This is a genomic window from Pedobacter sp. NO84, from assembly GCF_059703915.1.
Genome location: NZ_AP046575.1, coordinates 2,595,187 through 2,611,765, shown reverse-complemented (window position 1 = coordinate 2,611,765; position 16,579 = coordinate 2,595,187). Strand labels below are relative to the sequence as shown.

The 16,579-nt window shown below is 38.6% G+C and carries 20 protein-coding genes; 12 read left to right on the top strand and 8 right to left on the bottom strand.

Annotated elements, in window-relative coordinates; genetic code table 11:
* The first annotated feature begins 148 nt into the window (after nt 1-148).
* The 3 genes from AC6H0V_RS11490 (at nt 149) to AC6H0V_RS11480 (ending at nt 1,944) form a co-directional block, all read left to right on the top strand.
* On the top strand, nt 149-370 hold the full coding sequence (locus AC6H0V_RS11490) for a VF530 family protein (RefSeq protein ID WP_497560319.1): 222 nt from the start codon (nt 149-151) through the stop codon (nt 368-370).
* Between the two features lie 56 nt (nt 371-426).
* Nucleotides 427-1,131 carry a carboxypeptidase-like regulatory domain-containing protein gene (locus AC6H0V_RS11485; protein WP_497560318.1) on the top strand — a complete coding sequence of 235 codons (705 nt, stop codon included), beginning with the start codon at nt 427-429 and terminating at the stop codon, nt 1,129-1,131.
* A 75-nt stretch (nt 1,132-1,206) separates the two neighbouring features.
* Nucleotides 1,207-1,944 carry a ThuA domain-containing protein gene (locus AC6H0V_RS11480; protein ID WP_497560317.1) on the top strand — a complete coding sequence of 246 codons (738 nt, stop codon included), beginning with the start codon at nt 1,207-1,209 and terminating at the stop codon, nt 1,942-1,944.
* A gap of 19 nt (nt 1,945-1,963) precedes the next feature.
* Here the strand turns inward: AC6H0V_RS11480 and AC6H0V_RS11475 are convergent, their stop codons facing one another.
* The 4 genes from AC6H0V_RS11475 to AC6H0V_RS11460 all read right to left on the bottom strand — a co-directional run bounded on the left by AC6H0V_RS11475 (nt 1,964) and on the right by AC6H0V_RS11460 (nt 5,974).
* Nucleotides 1,964-2,905, bottom strand: a complete 942-nt coding sequence (locus tag AC6H0V_RS11475; protein WP_497560316.1) for a hypothetical protein — start codon at nt 2,903-2,905, stop codon at nt 1,964-1,966.
* A gap of 5 nt (nt 2,906-2,910) precedes the next feature.
* Nucleotides 2,911-3,222: an MmcQ/YjbR family DNA-binding protein gene (locus AC6H0V_RS11470; RefSeq protein ID WP_497560315.1), complete on the bottom strand. Its 312-nt coding sequence runs from the start codon at nt 3,220-3,222 to the stop codon at nt 2,911-2,913.
* A gap of 78 nt (nt 3,223-3,300) precedes the next feature.
* Nucleotides 3,301-4,206, bottom strand: coding sequence for a prohibitin family protein (locus AC6H0V_RS11465; RefSeq protein WP_497560314.1), 906 nt, complete (start codon nt 4,204-4,206; stop codon nt 3,301-3,303).
* A 271-nt stretch (nt 4,207-4,477) separates the two neighbouring features.
* A complete protein-coding gene (locus tag AC6H0V_RS11460; protein ID WP_497560313.1) occupies nt 4,478-5,974 on the bottom strand; it encodes a hypothetical protein in 1,497 nt (498 codons plus the stop codon).
* Nucleotides 5,975-6,111: 137 nt separating this feature from the next.
* Between AC6H0V_RS11460 and AC6H0V_RS11455 the strand changes: the two genes are divergently transcribed.
* Entirely contained in the window at nt 6,112-6,294 is a 183-nt protein-coding gene (locus AC6H0V_RS11455) for a hypothetical protein (RefSeq protein WP_497560312.1), read from the top strand.
* 148 nt (nt 6,295-6,442) lie between these two features.
* Here the strand turns inward: AC6H0V_RS11455 and AC6H0V_RS11450 are convergent, their stop codons facing one another.
* On the bottom strand, nt 6,443-7,618 hold the full coding sequence (locus tag AC6H0V_RS11450) for a threonine aldolase family protein (protein WP_497560311.1): 1,176 nt from the start codon (nt 7,616-7,618) through the stop codon (nt 6,443-6,445).
* 551 nt (nt 7,619-8,169) lie between these two features.
* Nucleotides 8,170-8,559 (bottom strand): RDD family protein, encoded by a 390-nt coding sequence (locus tag AC6H0V_RS11445; protein ID WP_497560310.1) that lies wholly within the window; start codon nt 8,557-8,559, stop codon nt 8,170-8,172.
* A 445-nt stretch (nt 8,560-9,004) separates the two neighbouring features.
* Between AC6H0V_RS11445 and rpsL the strand changes: the two genes are divergently transcribed.
* The 4 genes from rpsL (at nt 9,005) to rpsJ (ending at nt 12,487) form a co-directional block, all read left to right on the top strand.
* Nucleotides 9,005-9,418 (top strand): 30S ribosomal protein S12, encoded by a 414-nt coding sequence (rpsL, locus tag AC6H0V_RS11440; protein ID WP_012780770.1) that lies wholly within the window; start codon nt 9,005-9,007, stop codon nt 9,416-9,418.
* Between the two features lie 16 nt (nt 9,419-9,434).
* Nucleotides 9,435-9,902: a 30S ribosomal protein S7 gene (gene rpsG, locus AC6H0V_RS11435; RefSeq protein WP_339577450.1), complete on the top strand. Its 468-nt coding sequence runs from the start codon at nt 9,435-9,437 to the stop codon at nt 9,900-9,902.
* Between the two features lie 18 nt (nt 9,903-9,920).
* Entirely contained in the window at nt 9,921-12,035 is a 2,115-nt protein-coding gene (gene fusA, locus AC6H0V_RS11430) for an elongation factor G (protein WP_497560309.1), read from the top strand.
* Nucleotides 12,036-12,181: 146 nt separating this feature from the next.
* Nucleotides 12,182-12,487, top strand: a complete 306-nt coding sequence (rpsJ, locus tag AC6H0V_RS11425; RefSeq protein WP_008244591.1) for a 30S ribosomal protein S10 — start codon at nt 12,182-12,184, stop codon at nt 12,485-12,487.
* Nucleotides 12,488-12,871: 384 nt separating this feature from the next.
* On the opposite strand, the gene AC6H0V_RS11420 is transcribed toward rpsJ, so the two are convergent.
* Nucleotides 12,872-13,633: a hypothetical protein gene (locus AC6H0V_RS11420; protein ID WP_497560308.1), complete on the bottom strand. Its 762-nt coding sequence runs from the start codon at nt 13,631-13,633 to the stop codon at nt 12,872-12,874.
* 41 nt (nt 13,634-13,674) lie between these two features.
* Complete coding sequence (locus AC6H0V_RS11415; RefSeq protein ID WP_497560307.1) at nt 13,675-13,833, bottom strand: hypothetical protein; 159 nt, start codon at nt 13,831-13,833, stop codon at nt 13,675-13,677.
* Between the two features lie 82 nt (nt 13,834-13,915).
* Between AC6H0V_RS11415 and AC6H0V_RS11410 the strand changes: the two genes are divergently transcribed.
* The 4 genes from AC6H0V_RS11410 to rplD all read left to right on the top strand — a co-directional run bounded on the left by AC6H0V_RS11410 (nt 13,916) and on the right by rplD (nt 16,578).
* On the top strand, nt 13,916-14,749 hold the full coding sequence (locus tag AC6H0V_RS11410) for a sulfite exporter TauE/SafE family protein (RefSeq protein ID WP_497560306.1): 834 nt from the start codon (nt 13,916-13,918) through the stop codon (nt 14,747-14,749).
* Entirely contained in the window at nt 14,749-15,144 is a 396-nt protein-coding gene (locus AC6H0V_RS11405; RefSeq protein WP_497560305.1) for a DUF1634 domain-containing protein, read from the top strand. Before AC6H0V_RS11410 ends, AC6H0V_RS11405 begins: the two co-directional genes overlap by 1 nt.
* A 182-nt stretch (nt 15,145-15,326) precedes the next feature.
* On the top strand, nt 15,327-15,944 hold the full coding sequence (gene rplC, locus AC6H0V_RS11400) for a 50S ribosomal protein L3 (RefSeq protein WP_497560304.1): 618 nt from the start codon (nt 15,327-15,329) through the stop codon (nt 15,942-15,944).
* A gap of 4 nt (nt 15,945-15,948) precedes the next feature.
* Nucleotides 15,949-16,578: a 50S ribosomal protein L4 gene (rplD, locus tag AC6H0V_RS11395; RefSeq protein ID WP_497560303.1), complete on the top strand. Its 630-nt coding sequence runs from the start codon at nt 15,949-15,951 to the stop codon at nt 16,576-16,578.
* Nucleotide 16,579 lies beyond the last annotated feature (1 nt).

The window sequence follows — 16,579 nt, the reverse complement described above, 5'->3', positions numbered from 1 at the left end:
GGACTTTTTTTTGCGGTTACGTTGATGTAAGATGTAAGAGGTAAGATGGAATAGATGAGATGGAATAGGTGAGATGGAGTGTGACGGTCGCTTCATTACATCTTCCATATTACATCTTCCATTTTCCATTTTTCCTTATCTTTGAACAATGGACAAGCAACCCCAAAAAAACAATCCGCTTCATGGCCTAACGCTTGAATTTATTTTAAAGCAATTATTTTTCCATTATGGGTGGGAGGAGTTGGGTAATCTGGTTAATATTGCCTGTTTCAAAAAAGATCCCTCTTTAAAATCAAGTCTTAAGTTTTTGCGCAAAACAGACTGGGCGCGTAAAAAGGTAGAGAAATTATATCTGAATACTTTTCATTAAAGTTAAAAAGAGTTAAAAACTAACTCGCCATTTCTCAATTGATTATCTTCAATATTATGAGATGGAAAAACTTGCCTTTCGTTTTTGGATTGCTATTTATTTTTAGTGGCGCTAATGCACAAACCAGTTTGGAAGGATTGATTTTGGATCAGGTTAGCAATCAGACCTTAGATCAAATTCACATCATCAATCTGAGTAATAAGAAAGAAACCGTTAGTAATGCAAAGGGTGAATTTAAGTTAATGGCCCAAATTAACGATCGGCTCATTTTTAGATGCGTAGGGTACCAAACAGATACGGTTTTATTAACTAGTTTAAATTTTCACAAGCATTATATGAAAGCTGATGCGAATATGCTAAAAACCGTAAGCATAGCAAAAAAGGTGGATATCAGAGAACAATATGCCCAAACATTTAACCTAGCAAACCCTTACCTGCTTAAACCAGGTCGAGGCTTTTTATTTTATCCATCTGCTTATTTCAGCAAAAAGGGTAAACAGGCTCGAAAGTTTGTTCGTTTTATAAAGAAAGAACAATATGAAACTAAGATTGATCAACGTTATAATCTTAAAACAGTAGGGGAAATACTACCGATCAGCGGATTAGCATTAGATGCATTTATGGTGTTGTACCGACCGAGTTATGCCTTTGTAGTAAAAGCAACTCCCGAAGAATTTACGTATTATGTAATGGATTGCTATAGTAAGTATAAATTATTGCCTCCAGAAAAAAAGGTGCTAAAACCATTAAAGATCGATTAATTCATAGGCAAATAAGGTATTCACAGGTTAATTTTATATATTTAATTTAGTAAATTTAACAAACCCGATATTCCCTTGAAAATTCATTCTAAACTTATCCCATTTTTCCTAGCCATCATCCTATGCTTTAGCTTCAAAGCTGACGATAGATCGCATGCCAAAAGAAAATCCGTGCTGATTTTTTCTTTAACCAAGGGCTTTCATCATGTTTCTATTGCCGATGGGATCATTGCCATTAAAAAATTGGGCGACGAAAATAATTTTGATGTAGACACCACAACAGATGTTAATTTGTTTACGGCAGAGAATCTGAAAAAATATAAAACACTTATCTTTTTAAGTCCAACAGGAACTAACATCTTTAACGATGCGCAAAAAAGCGCTTTTATGCAGTACATTCATAACGGTGGAGGTTTTGTAGGGATCCATGCCGCAACGGATGTAAATTATGAGTGGGAATGGTACGGCCGATTGGTGGGTGCATTTTTTGAGAAACACCCTAAAATCCAAAACGCGAAATTGGAGATCATTTTACCAAAAAACAAGATCAATAAAGGTTTGCCACAGCCTTGGATGCATACAGACGAATGGTATAATTTCAAATCTGTATCGCCAGAAATCAAGGTATTAATTAAGATAGACGAAACCTCTTATACTGGTGGAACGATGAATAATAACCATCCAATTAGCTGGGTCCACGAATTTGAAGGAAGTAAGATTTTCTATACCGCCCTTGGCCATACGAAAGAATGCTATACAGACCCCTTGTTTTTAAGGCATTTATTGGCAGGGATAAATTGGACAATGAATTAAACTAAAGGCATACCCCATATCACTTCCTTTTGAAAGTGCCTATTACTTTTTTAATATCATTTAGGGCCTCTGCATTTCCCGTTAAATAAGTTCCCACAAATAAGTAATATCCTCCATTTTCAGGATATAAAATAACTTGACAGATTTCTTCGCTCTTATTCTTGTTGGTGGCATAGATCTGATAACCCTGTAAGCCATTGATTTCTACTTCTCCAATACGAACATTTGTTAAAGTGTCGCTGTCTTTTTTAATTCCCTTTATTCTGTTTAATGCGAAATTCTTTTTGTCTGGAACAACTACTTGTGCGAACGATTTATCTGTAATAAGCGAAGCCTTATCGGGACTTTGGGTAGGCGTTTTTCCATCACGATTAAATAAAAATCCATTGCCCATTACACCGAGGAACTTAAATTTACCTACAGTTTCATCCATTTGATAGTCAAGCGAAGCTCTTGGATCTGCTACCATCGAATTGTCAACATATACTGTTTTTATGGCATTTAAAACGTCTATTCCTATATTGCTTCCTTTTAGATAGACACCATTTACCATCGTGGTGGATTTCGAATCTCCAAATACCAGAATATTCTTGGTAAACGTACGCCCATTCGATGTTTGGTCTATAGTAAGGAGCAGAGAACTAGCTCCATTTAACATCACCTCTTTTCGGTCGATCAGTTCCATGCCTCTACTTTTAAGGTTTTCGGCAGTAAATCCCTTATAAATCTCCTCAAAAGGAGCGGGGAGTTCTGTAATCAAGATCATTGTTGCGGGATCTATCGGATTCTGGAACCCTTTAAAATATTTGCTCTCAAGGAAGTTTATGGGAGGGATAAGGTATAGTCTTGTACCACTAACCAAGCGATGGGTTTCGGTTGCTGATGTAAAGTTATTTAGCTGTTGGGCCATTAAACTACACGTCACAAAGGCTAGTAAAACTGTAGAAAGAAGTTTTTTCATCTATATTATTTCTTAATGTGTTGATAAGCAGTAGTTAGTGCGTCTGTAAACAAATCTTCACGCACCGTAGTCAGGTTAAAAAACGTCCATCCTTGTTTGCCCCACTTGTTCGGAACGGGAAAAATAATTGAACTATCAAATGCAGAAAAAACCGATTGGTCAATTTCGTTTAACTTTAAACAAGCCTGGTTATTCTTGCTATCGTACGTAGCAAAAATCTTTTTCCCGACTCTAAATGAAGGCTTTTCAAAATGGCTCTGTTCATTAGCGTCGGGAAAAGATAGTGCGATTTGCTTAAAAGTTTCGAAAGTTACCATGTTTAAATTTAAACTATTTTCCAAGATAAACTAAACTTCCAACTGAAAACTCTTAACTCACAACTGACAACTGACAACTCAATTCCCTCCTAAAATTATCGGAGCTCCTTTGCTGTTGCCCATAATGATCACTTTCGTATTAGGCGAAGTTGCAATTTCTTTTTGGGCAAGGATAGTTTCATATTGAAGCTGCTTATCGCTCAGCCCTGTTGATAGGATCTTTTGATAATCGGCAATACCTTGTGCCATCACCCTTTTTCTTTCTGCTTCCTGACGTTCTTTTTGGAGTACAAATGTCATTTTCTGCGCATCCTGTTCTGCATTGATCTTGGATTCGATACTTGCTTTTACTGATGCTGGTAGGGTAATGTTACGTACTAACAATTGCTCCAATTCTAAACCTCTTTTAGCAAAACTTTTATTAATGGTGGCAAATATTTTTGCCTGAAACTCATCCCTCTTGCTCGAATATAGGGCAACCGCATCATAAGCGACCGCATTGTCTCTAATGGCCGTACGGGACACGGGACGCACAATCTTTTCTAGGTAATCTGTTCCAATCTCTCTTAAAATGGTTGGAGCAGAACTAGCTTTAACCCTAAAGAGAACAGAAAGGTCAACCACTACTTCTAGTCCATCTGCAGAAAGGATCCGTAGGGCATCATCGCCCTCCTTATCACCTTCGTCATGAATGGCCGACATGGTATAATTCTGCGTTTTTACGTCAAAAGTGGTTACCTCGGCAATCGGATTGATTACGTTTAAACCACTGTACAAAACATCGTTATCAACTTTCCCGAAAACACTTTTAACACCAACCTGTCCGGCATCAATTACCTTGAACATAGAGGTAAGCGCCCCAATTAGTACAATGGCAACACCAACAACCCTTACAATTTTCCCATAGCGTGCGGCTAAATTTTCTTGTTTTGAAACAATAAAACCTACAATAAAAATGATAAAACCTAATGAAATTAAGAACATGATTTTGAATTTAAATGAAATTAAATAGGGCCGATTGCCGACCGATGAAGTGAATGAAATATTTCATTACTAAAGAATATCACATAAGACAACATGCTCATATGTATGTTACAAGATTTAACATAAAATTTAAAAAGGAAATTTCGGAGTTACCCCATTTCGTTTAACGATAGAAATGTATGGAATTAGGTAAGGCTTTTCAGGGGTAAAGAACGGTGATAAATCTTTCAATCCTTAACGCATAGGCCAATGCAAGAACATAATTTTTGTATTACTCGACTAAAAGATAGCAATATTTATCTTTAGACATGCTTGTGGTATAAAACGCTAACTTTTTAGGCGCTACAAATAGTGACATATTGATTACTGGAATGCCCTGTAGTTCAGGTTTACTTGCGATTACCTTTCGTTCTACGTTTCCTTTTGCATCAACACTTGCCATAACCAGATCTACATCCGGAACATTTCCCAAAATAGCATACAATTTTGTCTCATTAGCTTTCTCAGTAAGGGGTTCGGTTAGGTTTTTTGCTCTGTCATTATAAAAGAACAGTAATTTATCTTTATACGGCACCGCTTTAAAACTGATGCCGAATCCATAGACTGATTTTTGCATTTTCGGAATTCTGGACACGATTTGGGTGCCATTTTTCTTTAAACTGATATCAATGATATCGCCAATATTGATGTAAGGTACAGTGCGGGCATATTCTAAGATAAAATCCTCATCTCCATTTTCTCGTTTAGCATATTGAACAACATTAAATGAATTGGAAATGCCTGCATCTTTATCTTTAACATTGGCGAGATCATTGTCGTTATCCCTTAATTGCTGCAATAGGGTAAGCGGAAAGCCGCTGGCAATGTGGGTTATCTTTTGGGTGCCTAAGTTAATTTTCGAAACGAGATAACCATTGGCAAAACCATCAAATTTGGATCTGTACAAAGAGAAGAAGGTCAATCCCTCCTTGCCGTCATCGCAAAATTTTAAGTCTGTTATTAATTTGGTTCCTTCGCTTAGCTTATATTCTTGCGGAGCTGCACTGTCTTTACTATAAACCATCAATTTACTGGTGTACTCTTCAGCAACATCTTTCTTCATTTCCGTTACGTTCCATAAATTAAGTACCAATAGACCATCATTGGTTACAAACTCGGTGGCTTGGAGAACTTTCTCTTTTTTAAAGGAGGTAATGATATTCTTTTCCCATAATTTTTTCATATCCTGATCGAATATGCCAAAATAATGATGTGCTGCATCAGTTTTGTCGTTAACCGTTTCGGTGTGCATCAGTATTTTAGTCGAATCTTTCGAGAACGAATAACGAACTTTTGGAAGGTTCTTGGTGAGATCACTAAAAGTACCAAGATTTAATCTTGGACCTAAAGCGGTGAAAATTTTAGGGTCTACATACTGGCAATAATAAGTGGTTTGATCTGCTTTTCCATCATGTGTTTGGGTAAAAAACAGCAATTTTTCTTTTAGTCCTAAAAATCTAACAAACGATGCTCCCTTGGCATTGTTGAGAAACGCCAAACTGTGCTGTTTTTCCAACTCTTCATCATACCGGGTAAAAACGGGCTCACTGCCCGAACGCGTGTCCTTAAAGCAGAACTTAATAAGATCACCATCTTCGCCTTTGGCAAAGGTAACGAACGAAAAATTCTCGGGTTCGCCTTCTGATCCCCAGGTTAACGTAACCTTTTGAGCCTTTAGGCTGATGATGCATAAAAAAAGTAGGAGGGTTGAGCGTATTTTTTTCGACATAGGATAATTTTTACCTAAACTATTATTTAATCTTAAACAAAACAACATTGATGTCGAGTTTTAATTTTAAAATAAGCAATTTTGTTAACGCTTATCGCCAAACGCCATACGCTTAACCCAACCGCCCACCGCTTCCCATGATCAGAATAAACGACGAAACCTCTATAGAAACTTTACAGGATATCAAAATTGGCGACCTGGTTACCGACGGCTTTAGCAAGACCAGTTTGGTTGATCATATTGATGTTAGTGATGATGGTCTGTATCGGGTATACGAGTTCCATTTGATAACGGGAAGGGTGATCGTAACGAAGAGGTAAGAGGTAAGAGGGAAGAGGTAAGATGGAAGATGGAACCAAGAAGGCGCAGAGTGGGTGATTGGGGGCATTAAGATAACCCAACTCCTTCCCCTTCATAACGAAAGTGGGATGAGGTACTGATCGGTGCAATCGTTTCTAATCCGTGTAATCAACTCATACTTTTCTTAAACGCATCAATTACATACTCAGCATTTTGATAAAGGAGGGTTTCGTTAATCGTTATGTTTATGTGATTTGTGGCATCAGCCATAGGAATTTTAATGTTATACTCTGCGCTGAGCTTTTGCTGTAGTTTCCTGCCATCTAAACCCTTTGGCAATTGCATGCTGTAAATATTGGTCCCTCCATCCAACTTTTGGATCTTTAGACCGGGGATTTTATTTAAGGCGCTAAAAATTTCTTCTGATCTTGCTATTGCATTTTTTAACCTGGCTTCAAATCCCTCAAGTTTGTACAAGGCCATTGCTGCGTTGGTCCAATTGCCGTACATCGATCCACCATGTACTTTAACCAGATGAACCATTTTATCGATAACTGCGGCATCGCCACAAAGCATCGCTCCCGCACTTGCGCCTAGGTATTTGTATAAAGAGATATAAATGGTGTCAAAATGAGCCGCATACTCCTTGATAGAAACGCCAGTCCATGCAGACGCCATGTAAATTCTGGCTCCATCTAAATGAAGTTTAATGTTATTGCTGCGGCAATACGCACTAATTTTTTCGATTTCTGCTAATGGCACATACTTGGCTGAAGATCTTCTCACGGGATTTTCTATGGAAACGGCTCCCACACCGCTCTCAAAAACTTCATCATCTTTTAAATGATCTATTGCTTCTTTTAACTGATCGGCTGTAAAAAAGGTCTCATCCTTAGCTAGGGGCATCAATCTTTTTTGGAAGATGGTTTGTGCGGCATCGGCTTCGTCACGGTAAACGTGGCTGGTATCCTGTACAAAAACCTTTGCTTTTTCGCCGCTCAATACGGCGATGGCCAATTGGTTGGAGAGTGTTCCGCTTGGCATAAACATAGCCTTCTCCTTCCCGGTAATTTCGCAGAATTTCTTTTCTAAAGCGGCTACCACGCCACCCACCCCGTATCTATCTTTGACGATCGCCGTAGTGGCATGTGCTTTTTGCAGTTCGTTGAGGTAATCTCCAGGTTCAAACATTTCGCCATCGCCAAATAACTTAATGATTGGAGCAGTGGGTAGTGGGTTCTCTATTTTAGCCTTATCGCCTGCTAAGCCAGAGAAAGGAATAAATGCTGGTAATAAACCAATACTGGATTTTTTAAGGAAACTTCTGCGGTTGAAAGGTGCCATTTGGGTAATTGATAGGGTTTCAACTAAGATAGGATTTTATTTTTCTTAAAGAATGCATCCAGCTTGAATCCGGACTATGTTTTAACTATTAAGAGATTTAGGAAGTTAAAACAATGGTAGATATTTTAACCACGAATGCACGAAGACACAAAGAATGCACGGAGTGGGGGGTTTAAATCCTCTTCTCTTTGCGTACTTGGCGCAACCCTTCGCGTTCTTTGCGTTTAAAATGTAAGACAATTCTTAACCACGAAGGCACGAAGAATGCACGGAGTGGGTTTAATCCTCCTCACTTTGCGTACTTGGCGCAACCCTTCGCGTACTTTGCGTTTAAAATGTAAGACAATTTTTAACCACGAAGGCACGAAGACACAAAGACTGCACGGAGTGGGTGTTTAATACTCTTCTCTTTGCGTACTTGGCGCAACCCTTCGCGTTCTTTGCGTTTAAAATGTAAGACAATTTTTAACCACGAAGGCACGAAGACACAAAGAATGCACGGAGTGGATGTTTAATAAAATGCCTTTGCCTTCTTTCGTGGAAACTGTAATTTATATTTTAATCATCACACTCCCAGCAATTAGATCGTGAATGGCGCGTTTTTGAGCATTACTGTGGATAGTTAGAAACGAAATCCATCCTAGTGCAAATTTAAAGGGATACCTTAAAATAGCCTGAAAAATGCTGATCCGCTGTGAAGTATCTTCCACTTTCCGAACTCTGATGCCCAGTATAAAGTTACCGAGTGTAAAGCCGAGCGAAGTACAAAGCGGTTCGTAGGCAACAAAAAGGAGAACAAATAAGCTTATTCTAACCCAGTTGGGTACCGCTGTAAAACTATCTAGCACCATAGAAAAGACAAACATTAATATAATGATTAAGAGCGTGTCTATAAAAGTTGATTGTAATCTTGAAACTAATGCGGGATATCTTTCTTCCATGAGCGATAATTTTAGATAAATATAATAATTGTATTAAGATGTAAGATATGAGATGGGAGATAATCTACATTCAAACTTTGCAACGTTTCAACAATTTATATGTGGAAAGCCTCTCGATATCTGATGTCACTAGCTTGGAACATTAGCGGGGCAGGTGTTGCCATTGGCTCTGACATTCGTTTTCTAATGGCCAACTTTTAATAGTATGCTAGGATAAGAGTACGGCATTTAGTTTATAATCTTTAATTTAAAAGGAGGAATTTAAAAATTAACATGCTTTCGCCTTTTATCTTTCTGCTTTTAGCTCAGATATAAAATTTTTCTTTCAAGCCCTTGATTATCACAAATAAAGTACCTACTTTTGCAGTCCCTTAATGTGGCCTTGTTATAGGCTGACCATTAGTGGAGTTTTTTAAATTAAAATAGCAAAAACAAAAAGCAAGAAATGCCAACCATTCAACAATTAGTTAGAAAAGGTAGAGTAGCACTGGAGTTCAAGAGTAAGTCTCCGGCGTTGGACAGCTGTCCACAGCGAAGAGGTGTATGTACACGTGTATATACTACTACCCCTAAAAAACCAAACTCAGCAATGCGTAAAGTTGCCCGTGTACGTTTAACCAATGGAAAAGAGGTGAATGCCTATATTCCTGGAGAAGGCCACAACTTACAGGAGCACTCAATCGTGTTAATCCGTGGCGGTCGTGTTAAAGATTTACCAGGTGTACGTTACCACATCATTCGTGGAGCATTAGATACATCAGGTGTAGCAGGCCGTAACCAACGTCGTAGTAAATATGGTACCAAGCGACCTAAACCAGGACAAGTAGCAGCGGCACCAGCAAAAGGTAAGAAAAAATAATTAGGAGGAAACAGACATGAGAAAATCAAAACCAAAAAAGAGAATTATTCTTCCTGATCCTAAATTTAACGATGTTCAGGTTACAAGATTTGTAAATAATATGATGTTCGATGGAAAAAAATCTATCGCATATGCAATTTTTTATGATGCCGTAGAATTAGCTGAGAAAAAAACTAGCGAGAACGGATTAGAGGTATTTAAACGTGCTTTAGTAAATATCAGCCCAGCTGTAGAGGTTAAATCTCGTAGAGTTGGTGGTGCAAACTTTCAGGTTCCTACAGAGGTAAGACCAGACCGTAAAATTGCTTTAGGCATGAAATGGTTAATTACTTACGCTCGTAAACGTGGTGAAAAAACGATGAAAGAAAAATTAGCAGGTGAAATTATTTCAGCAGCTAAAGGTGAAGGTGCAGCAGTTAAAAAGAAAGAAGATACGCACAAAATGGCTGAAGCCAACAAAGCGTTCTCACATTTCAGATTCTAATAAGAGAAATCATTTAAGATGTCAAGAGATTTAAAATTTACAAGAAATATCGGGATCGCTGCTCACATTGATGCGGGTAAAACCACTACAACAGAGCGTATTCTTTATTACTCAGGTGTTAGTCACAAAATTGGTGAGGTGCATGAAGGTGCGGCAACAATGGACTGGATGGCACAAGAGCAAGAGCGTGGTATTACCATTACTTCTGCTGCTACAACTGTTAACTGGAAATACAGAAACCAAAATTATCACATCAATATTATTGATACACCCGGACACGTAGATTTTACCGTAGAGGTAAACCGTTCGTTACGTGTATTAGATGGTTTAGTGTTTTTGTTCTCTGCAGTTGATGGTGTTGAGCCTCAATCTGAGACCAACTGGCGTTTAGCCAACAACTATAATGTTGCCCGTATTGGTTTCGTTAATAAAATGGACCGTTCTGGAGCAGATTTCTTAAAAGTTGTAAAACAGGTTAAAGATATGTTAGGTAGCAATGCAGTTCCATTGCAGTTGCCTATCGGTGCTGAAGATTCATTTACAGGTGTGGTTGATTTGATCAACAACCGTGGTATCGTTTGGAATGAGCATGATAAAGGTATGACCTTTACCGAAGTGCCAATTCCAGAAGATATGTTAGATGAGGTTGCAGAGTGGAGAGAAAAATTACTAGAATCAGTTGCTGATTACGATGAGTCTTTAATGGAGAAATTCTTTGAAGATCCGAATTCAATTACCGAACGTGAAATTTTAGATGCTTTACGTGCAGCAGTTTTAGACGCTAAAATTGTACCGATGGTTTGTGGTTCATCTTTCAAAAACAAAGGTGTTCAAACTATGCTTGATTACGTGATGGAATTATTGCCATCACCTATGGATAGCGAAGGTGTTGTGGGTACTAACCCTGATACTGGTAACGAAGTTTTATTAAAACCATCAGAAAAAGAACCTTTTGCAGCTTTAGCATTTAAAATTGCAACAGATCCTTTTGTTGGTCGTTTATGTTTCATCCGTGTTTACTCAGGTAACCTAGAAGCTGGATCATACGTATACAACACCCGTTCTGAAAACAAAGAACGTATTTCTAGGATTTTCCAAATGCATGCTAACAAGCAAAACCCAATTCCTAATGTAGGTGCTGGTGATATTGCTGCGGTAGTAGGCTTCAAGGATATCAAAACTGGAGATACACTTTGCGATGAGAAACACCCGATCATCCTTGAATCAATGAACTTCCCTGAGCCGGTAATCGGTTTGGCAATTGAGCCTAAAACTCAAGCAGACGTTGATAAATTAGGTATGGCTTTAGGTAAATTAGCTGAGGAAGATCCAACATTTAGAGTTCAAACAGACGAGGAAACTGGTCAGACTGTAATTTCTGGTATGGGCGAGCTTCACTTGGATATTTTGATCGATCGTTTAAAACGTGAGTTTAAAGTAGAAGTTAACCAAGGTGCACCGCAAGTAGCGTATAAAGAGGCAATTTTTGGAACAACCCAACATCGTGAAACCTATAAAAAACAATCTGGTGGTCGCGGTAAATTTGCGGATATCCAAGTTGTTATTTCACCAATTGACGCTGATTTTGAAAAAGGTGGTTTACAGTTTGTGAACGAAATTACAGGTGGTTCAATCCCACGTGAATTTATCCCTTCTGTAGAGAAAGGATTTGCATCAGCAATGGCGAATGGTGTATTGGCAGGTTACCCACTTCCTGATATGAAAGTTCGTTTAATTGATGGTTCATTCCACGCGGTCGATTCAGATGCATTGTCATTTGAGCTAGCAGCTAGAATGGCCTACCGTGAAGCATTGCCTAAATGTAAACCAACGTTGATGGAGCCAATCATGAAAATCGAGATCCTTACCCCAGAAGAAAACATGGGTGATGTTATCGGTGATATGAACCGTCGTCGTGGTCAATTATTAGGTATGGATACACGTGCAGGTTCTCAGGTAATTAAAGCAACTGTGCCTCTTTCTGAGATGTTTGGTTATGTAACCCAGTTACGTACCATTACTTCAGGTCGTGCAACGTCTACAATGGAGTTTGATCACTATGAAGCTGCTCCTAAAAACGTACAGGACGAAGTAATCGCAAAATCAAAAGGAAAAGTTAAAGCGGAAGACTAAAAGAAGATTACACAGATTGAAGGAGATTACACCGATTAGTTTATTGCCTATCGGTGTAATCTTCTAAAATCGGTGAAATCATATTAAGATAAACCGACTTCACGTTATAAATAGCTCTAACCTGAAGTCATAATTTAAACAAGATCATGAGCCAAAGAATTAGAATTAAATTAAAATCTTACGATTACAACTTGGTAGATAAATCTGCTGAGAAAATCGTTAAAACTGTAAAACCTACGGGTGCAGTAGTTAGCGGACCAATTCCGTTGCCAACAGAAAAGAAAATCTTCACCGTTTTGCGTTCACCACACGTAAACAAAAAAGCACGTGAGCAGTTTCAATTGTGTGCTTATAAACGTCTTTTAGATATTTATAGCTCTAACTCTAAAACGGTTGATGCCTTGATGAAACTTGAATTGCCTAGCGGTGTTGAAGTTGAGATCAAAGTTTAATTATTAGACTTACGAAGTCGTAAAGACTTGGTAAGTATTTATAAAAAAGCCCTTGGATTAAGTTCTAAGGGCTTTTTTTTGAGATGAGATTTGAGATAGGCGACTGATGGGGAGCTTTTTCGGTTTTGCGAGCTTTTCGCGAATCAATCTCCTTACCGCATAACACCGCCAGGAAGGGGGATCACTTCGAGCGGTGAAGTACAGCCCTCGCAAAGACGACCTCCCTAACCGACCGAAAGTAGTAGTAGGTAGCTAAAAGTAATTTTGTTTTACGATACCTTTCTCTTGGTTTAGATCATCGGACTCCGGACTTTCCGACTCCTTAATGCCCTTCTCTCTTGGTTTAGATCATCGGACTCCGGACTTTCCGACTTTCGGACTCTTTTAGAATTTATTACTATTCCTCATCTCTTCCACGATATTTCTCTCGTCTTGTAATTCTCTGGCTAGTTTGCGTTCTTTCTCTGTAGCTTTAGCTTTGTAGGTTTGGAATTCGGCGGTAATCTCATCGTAAAGTTGGGTTCTATGTTTTGCCTCCAAGATATTTTTAGCTGATCTGGCAATTACTACAAACAAAGAAATGGCTAACACCCCAATAATGCTCCATACGATGATGTTGTAGGTGTTTTTATTAAGGGAGATCCCTAGGAAATTGATCTCATCTATTTTGGCATTGGTATTCGTAACTATAGTTTCGTTGCCCTTAACTTCACTTTGTAAAATACCGATCGTCTTAGTCTGTTCGGCAATTTTCACTTTTGCTTTAGTTAATTCTACCCGTTCTTTTGAAAGTGTATCAAGGGCACTTTTCCAAACTGTAGACAAACGGTATGGGTTTACTAATTTATAGCCATTAATGCTTCTGGACCTAGAAAGTAGGAACTGATACTGGCCGCTTAAACTGAAGTCTTTATTTTTAACGGTATCAACGTTTGGAAGAACCGTCTTAGCAACGCTTTGTTTAACTGTTGTTGGAACCTGGATCTTTATCGGCAGTCGCTTTTTTTGTGTGGGAGGGTTGTCTTTAACTGGAGCCTGTTGCGTAGTAGCTACGGGCTGTTGTGCATTGTGGGTGGTTTGGGCTGCAGTATTTTGTAAGAACAGTGCCACACTTAAAATGGGGATCAGAAATAGCTTTTTTTTCATAACAATAGGGGATATTGATTAACAAGTATAGTAAAAATAGTCTAAAGTCCATAGTCGATAATCTGGAGTCCATACTCCATGATCTGGATGTCTACGGGCAAGTTGCGCATTTTCCCATTCCATCTTCCATTTTCCATTTTCCATTTTCCATCTTCCCTGCCTCCGGCAGGCAGGCATTTTACCTTTTCTACATCTTTCATCCATTTTCCCCACCGATATTGTCGTTTACTTAAACCAAATATTTTTAGGTTATGCAGTACCTAGTAACTTATATTTGCAGCCATGACTGTGCTGGCATTTACCCTAATCGTACTACTTGGCGCATTTGCCGCTGGATTACTAGGCTCGTTAACCGGCTTAGGCGGAGGGGTAATTATTATTCCCCTGCTAACCTTATTATTAGGAGTAGATCTTCATTATGCTATTGGGGCTTCCATTATCTCTGTAATTGCAACTTCATCAGGCTCTGCTGCTGCATATGTGAAAGAAGGGATTACCAATATCCGAATTGGTATGTTCTTAGAAATAGCAACCACCATCAGTGCAATAGTAGGGGTAGTAATTGCTACTTATATTAAGGCAGATTATATTATGGTGATTTTTGGCCTGATCTTATTGTTTTCGGCCTATTCGATGCTTAAAAAGAAAATAGACCATTCTAACAACGAAAAAACGAGTGTACTTGCCAATTACTTTAAATTAAACGGGAGTTATCCAACAGAAGGTGGCATAAAGCAATATGCGGTTCATCACGTAATGGGGGGGTTCGCTATGATGTTTGTGGCAGGCGCATTATCAGGGCTGCTTGGCATTGGCTCTGGCGCACTTAAAGTAATAGGGATGGATAACATCATGAAAATCCCATTTAAGGTCTCCACCACCACGAGCAACTTTATGATGGGGGTAACCGCTGCAGCTAGTGCGTTGGTATATTTGCATAAAGGGCAGATAGATCCCGCTATCGCGATGCCGGTTACCTTAGGTGTAATAACAGGAGCTACCATAGGGTCAAAAATTTTGATCAGAACAAAAACCGATAAATTAAAAGTGATCTTTGCAGTTGTAGTTACTTTTTTGGCCTTTCAAATGATATATAAGGGGTTAACTGGTAACTGATGAGCAAGATAATTAAACATTATTTAGGCGACAAGGATGTACAGTTGATCCTAGGAACGCTATTGCGTGTAGGCGTGATCGTGGCTACATCGGTGGTATTGTTAGGCGGCCTCATATTTTTGTACAAACAGCATGGTCAGCATGTTTCTTTTCATGATTTTAAGCCCGAACAAACAAAATTTTCTTCTATTGCTGAGATTTTAAGAGGGTTAAAATCGCTAGACGGATTGGCGATTATTCAATTTGGTGTGTTGTTGCTCATCTTTACACCCATAGCTCGGGTAATATTTTCTGTTTTTAGCTTCCTAATGGAAAAAGATTTGATGTATGTTCTTATTGGGATAATTGTATTGTGTGTGATTATCACCAGTTTATATTTAGATATTGCGCATTAATACTCGTTTTAAAGCTATTCAGCTGATGCTTAGAAAAATAATCTCAATTATTTGAAATTATTTTTAGCTAACTATTTGAAGATTAAGAATAATTTCCTATTTTTGCCGTCCCTTAGCGGGGATGTATATCCACCTTGAACGAAGCCCTACTGCTTCGATGGGTGTTAAATTAAAAATAGAAAATGTCAGGTATTATTGGAAAAAAAGTAGGAATGACCAGCATTTTTGACGCCGAAGGAAAGAACATTCCTTGTACGGTGATCGAAGCTGGACCTTGTGTTGTAACACAAGTTAAGACCGAAGAAAAAGATGGTTACGTTTCAGTTCAACTGGGATACAGCGAAGCCAAAGAAAAAAACACTACTCAGCCTTTAAAAGGTCACTTTGCGAAAGCAAACACAACTCCGAAACGCAAGTTGGTAGAATTCCCTCAGTTTCCAGAGTCACTTAGTTTAGGTGATACTGTAACTGTTGATGTATTCGCTGAAGGCGATTTTGTTGATGTTGTAGGTACTTCAAAAGGTAAAGGATTTCAAGGTGTAGTTAAGCGTCATGGTTTTGGTGGTGTGGGTGGTCAAACTCACGGTCAGCACAACAGATTGCGTGCACCAGGTTCATTGGGTGCTGCATCCTATCCAGCTCGCGTATTTAAAGGTATGCGTATGGCAGGAAGAATGGGTGGCGACAGGGTAAAAATTCAAAACCTACAGGTATTGAAAGTTTATGCTGAGCAAAACCTTATTGTAGTTAGTGGTTCCATTCCAGGAGCTAAGGGTTCTTACGTAATCTTAGATAAGTAAGCAGATGGAAGTTAAAGTAAAAAACATTTCAGGAAAAGAGACTGGTGCCAAGGTGCAGCTCCCTGAGTCGGTATTTGGTGTTACACCAAACGACCACGCGATTTATTTAGATGTAAAGCAGTATTTGGCTAACCAACGTCAAGGAACTCATAAATCTAAGCAACGTAACGAGATTGCAGGTTCTACCCGTAAATTATACAAACAAAAAGGTACAGGTGGTGCACGTGCCGGAAGCATTAAATCTCCATTGTTCAATGGTGGTGGTCGTGTTTTTGGTCCACAACCGAGAGACTATAGTTTTAAATTGAATAAGAAATTAAAATCATTGGCACGTAAATCAGCTTTATCGTATAAAGCAATTGATAACAACGTGGTTGTGTTAGAAGATTTCACTTTCGATAGCATTAAAACTAAAAACTATATCAATTTGGTTAATGCATTAGACTTAGCCGGAACGAAAACGTTATTGGTTTTGCCTGCACAAAATAATAATATCTATTTATCAAGCAGAAATATTCAGAAAGCTAAAGTTACTACCGCAGATCAGTTAAATACATATGATGTATTAAACGCAGGTACACTTTTGTTCACTGCAGATTCGCTTAAAACATTGGAGGAGGCATTTGCCAAGTAAT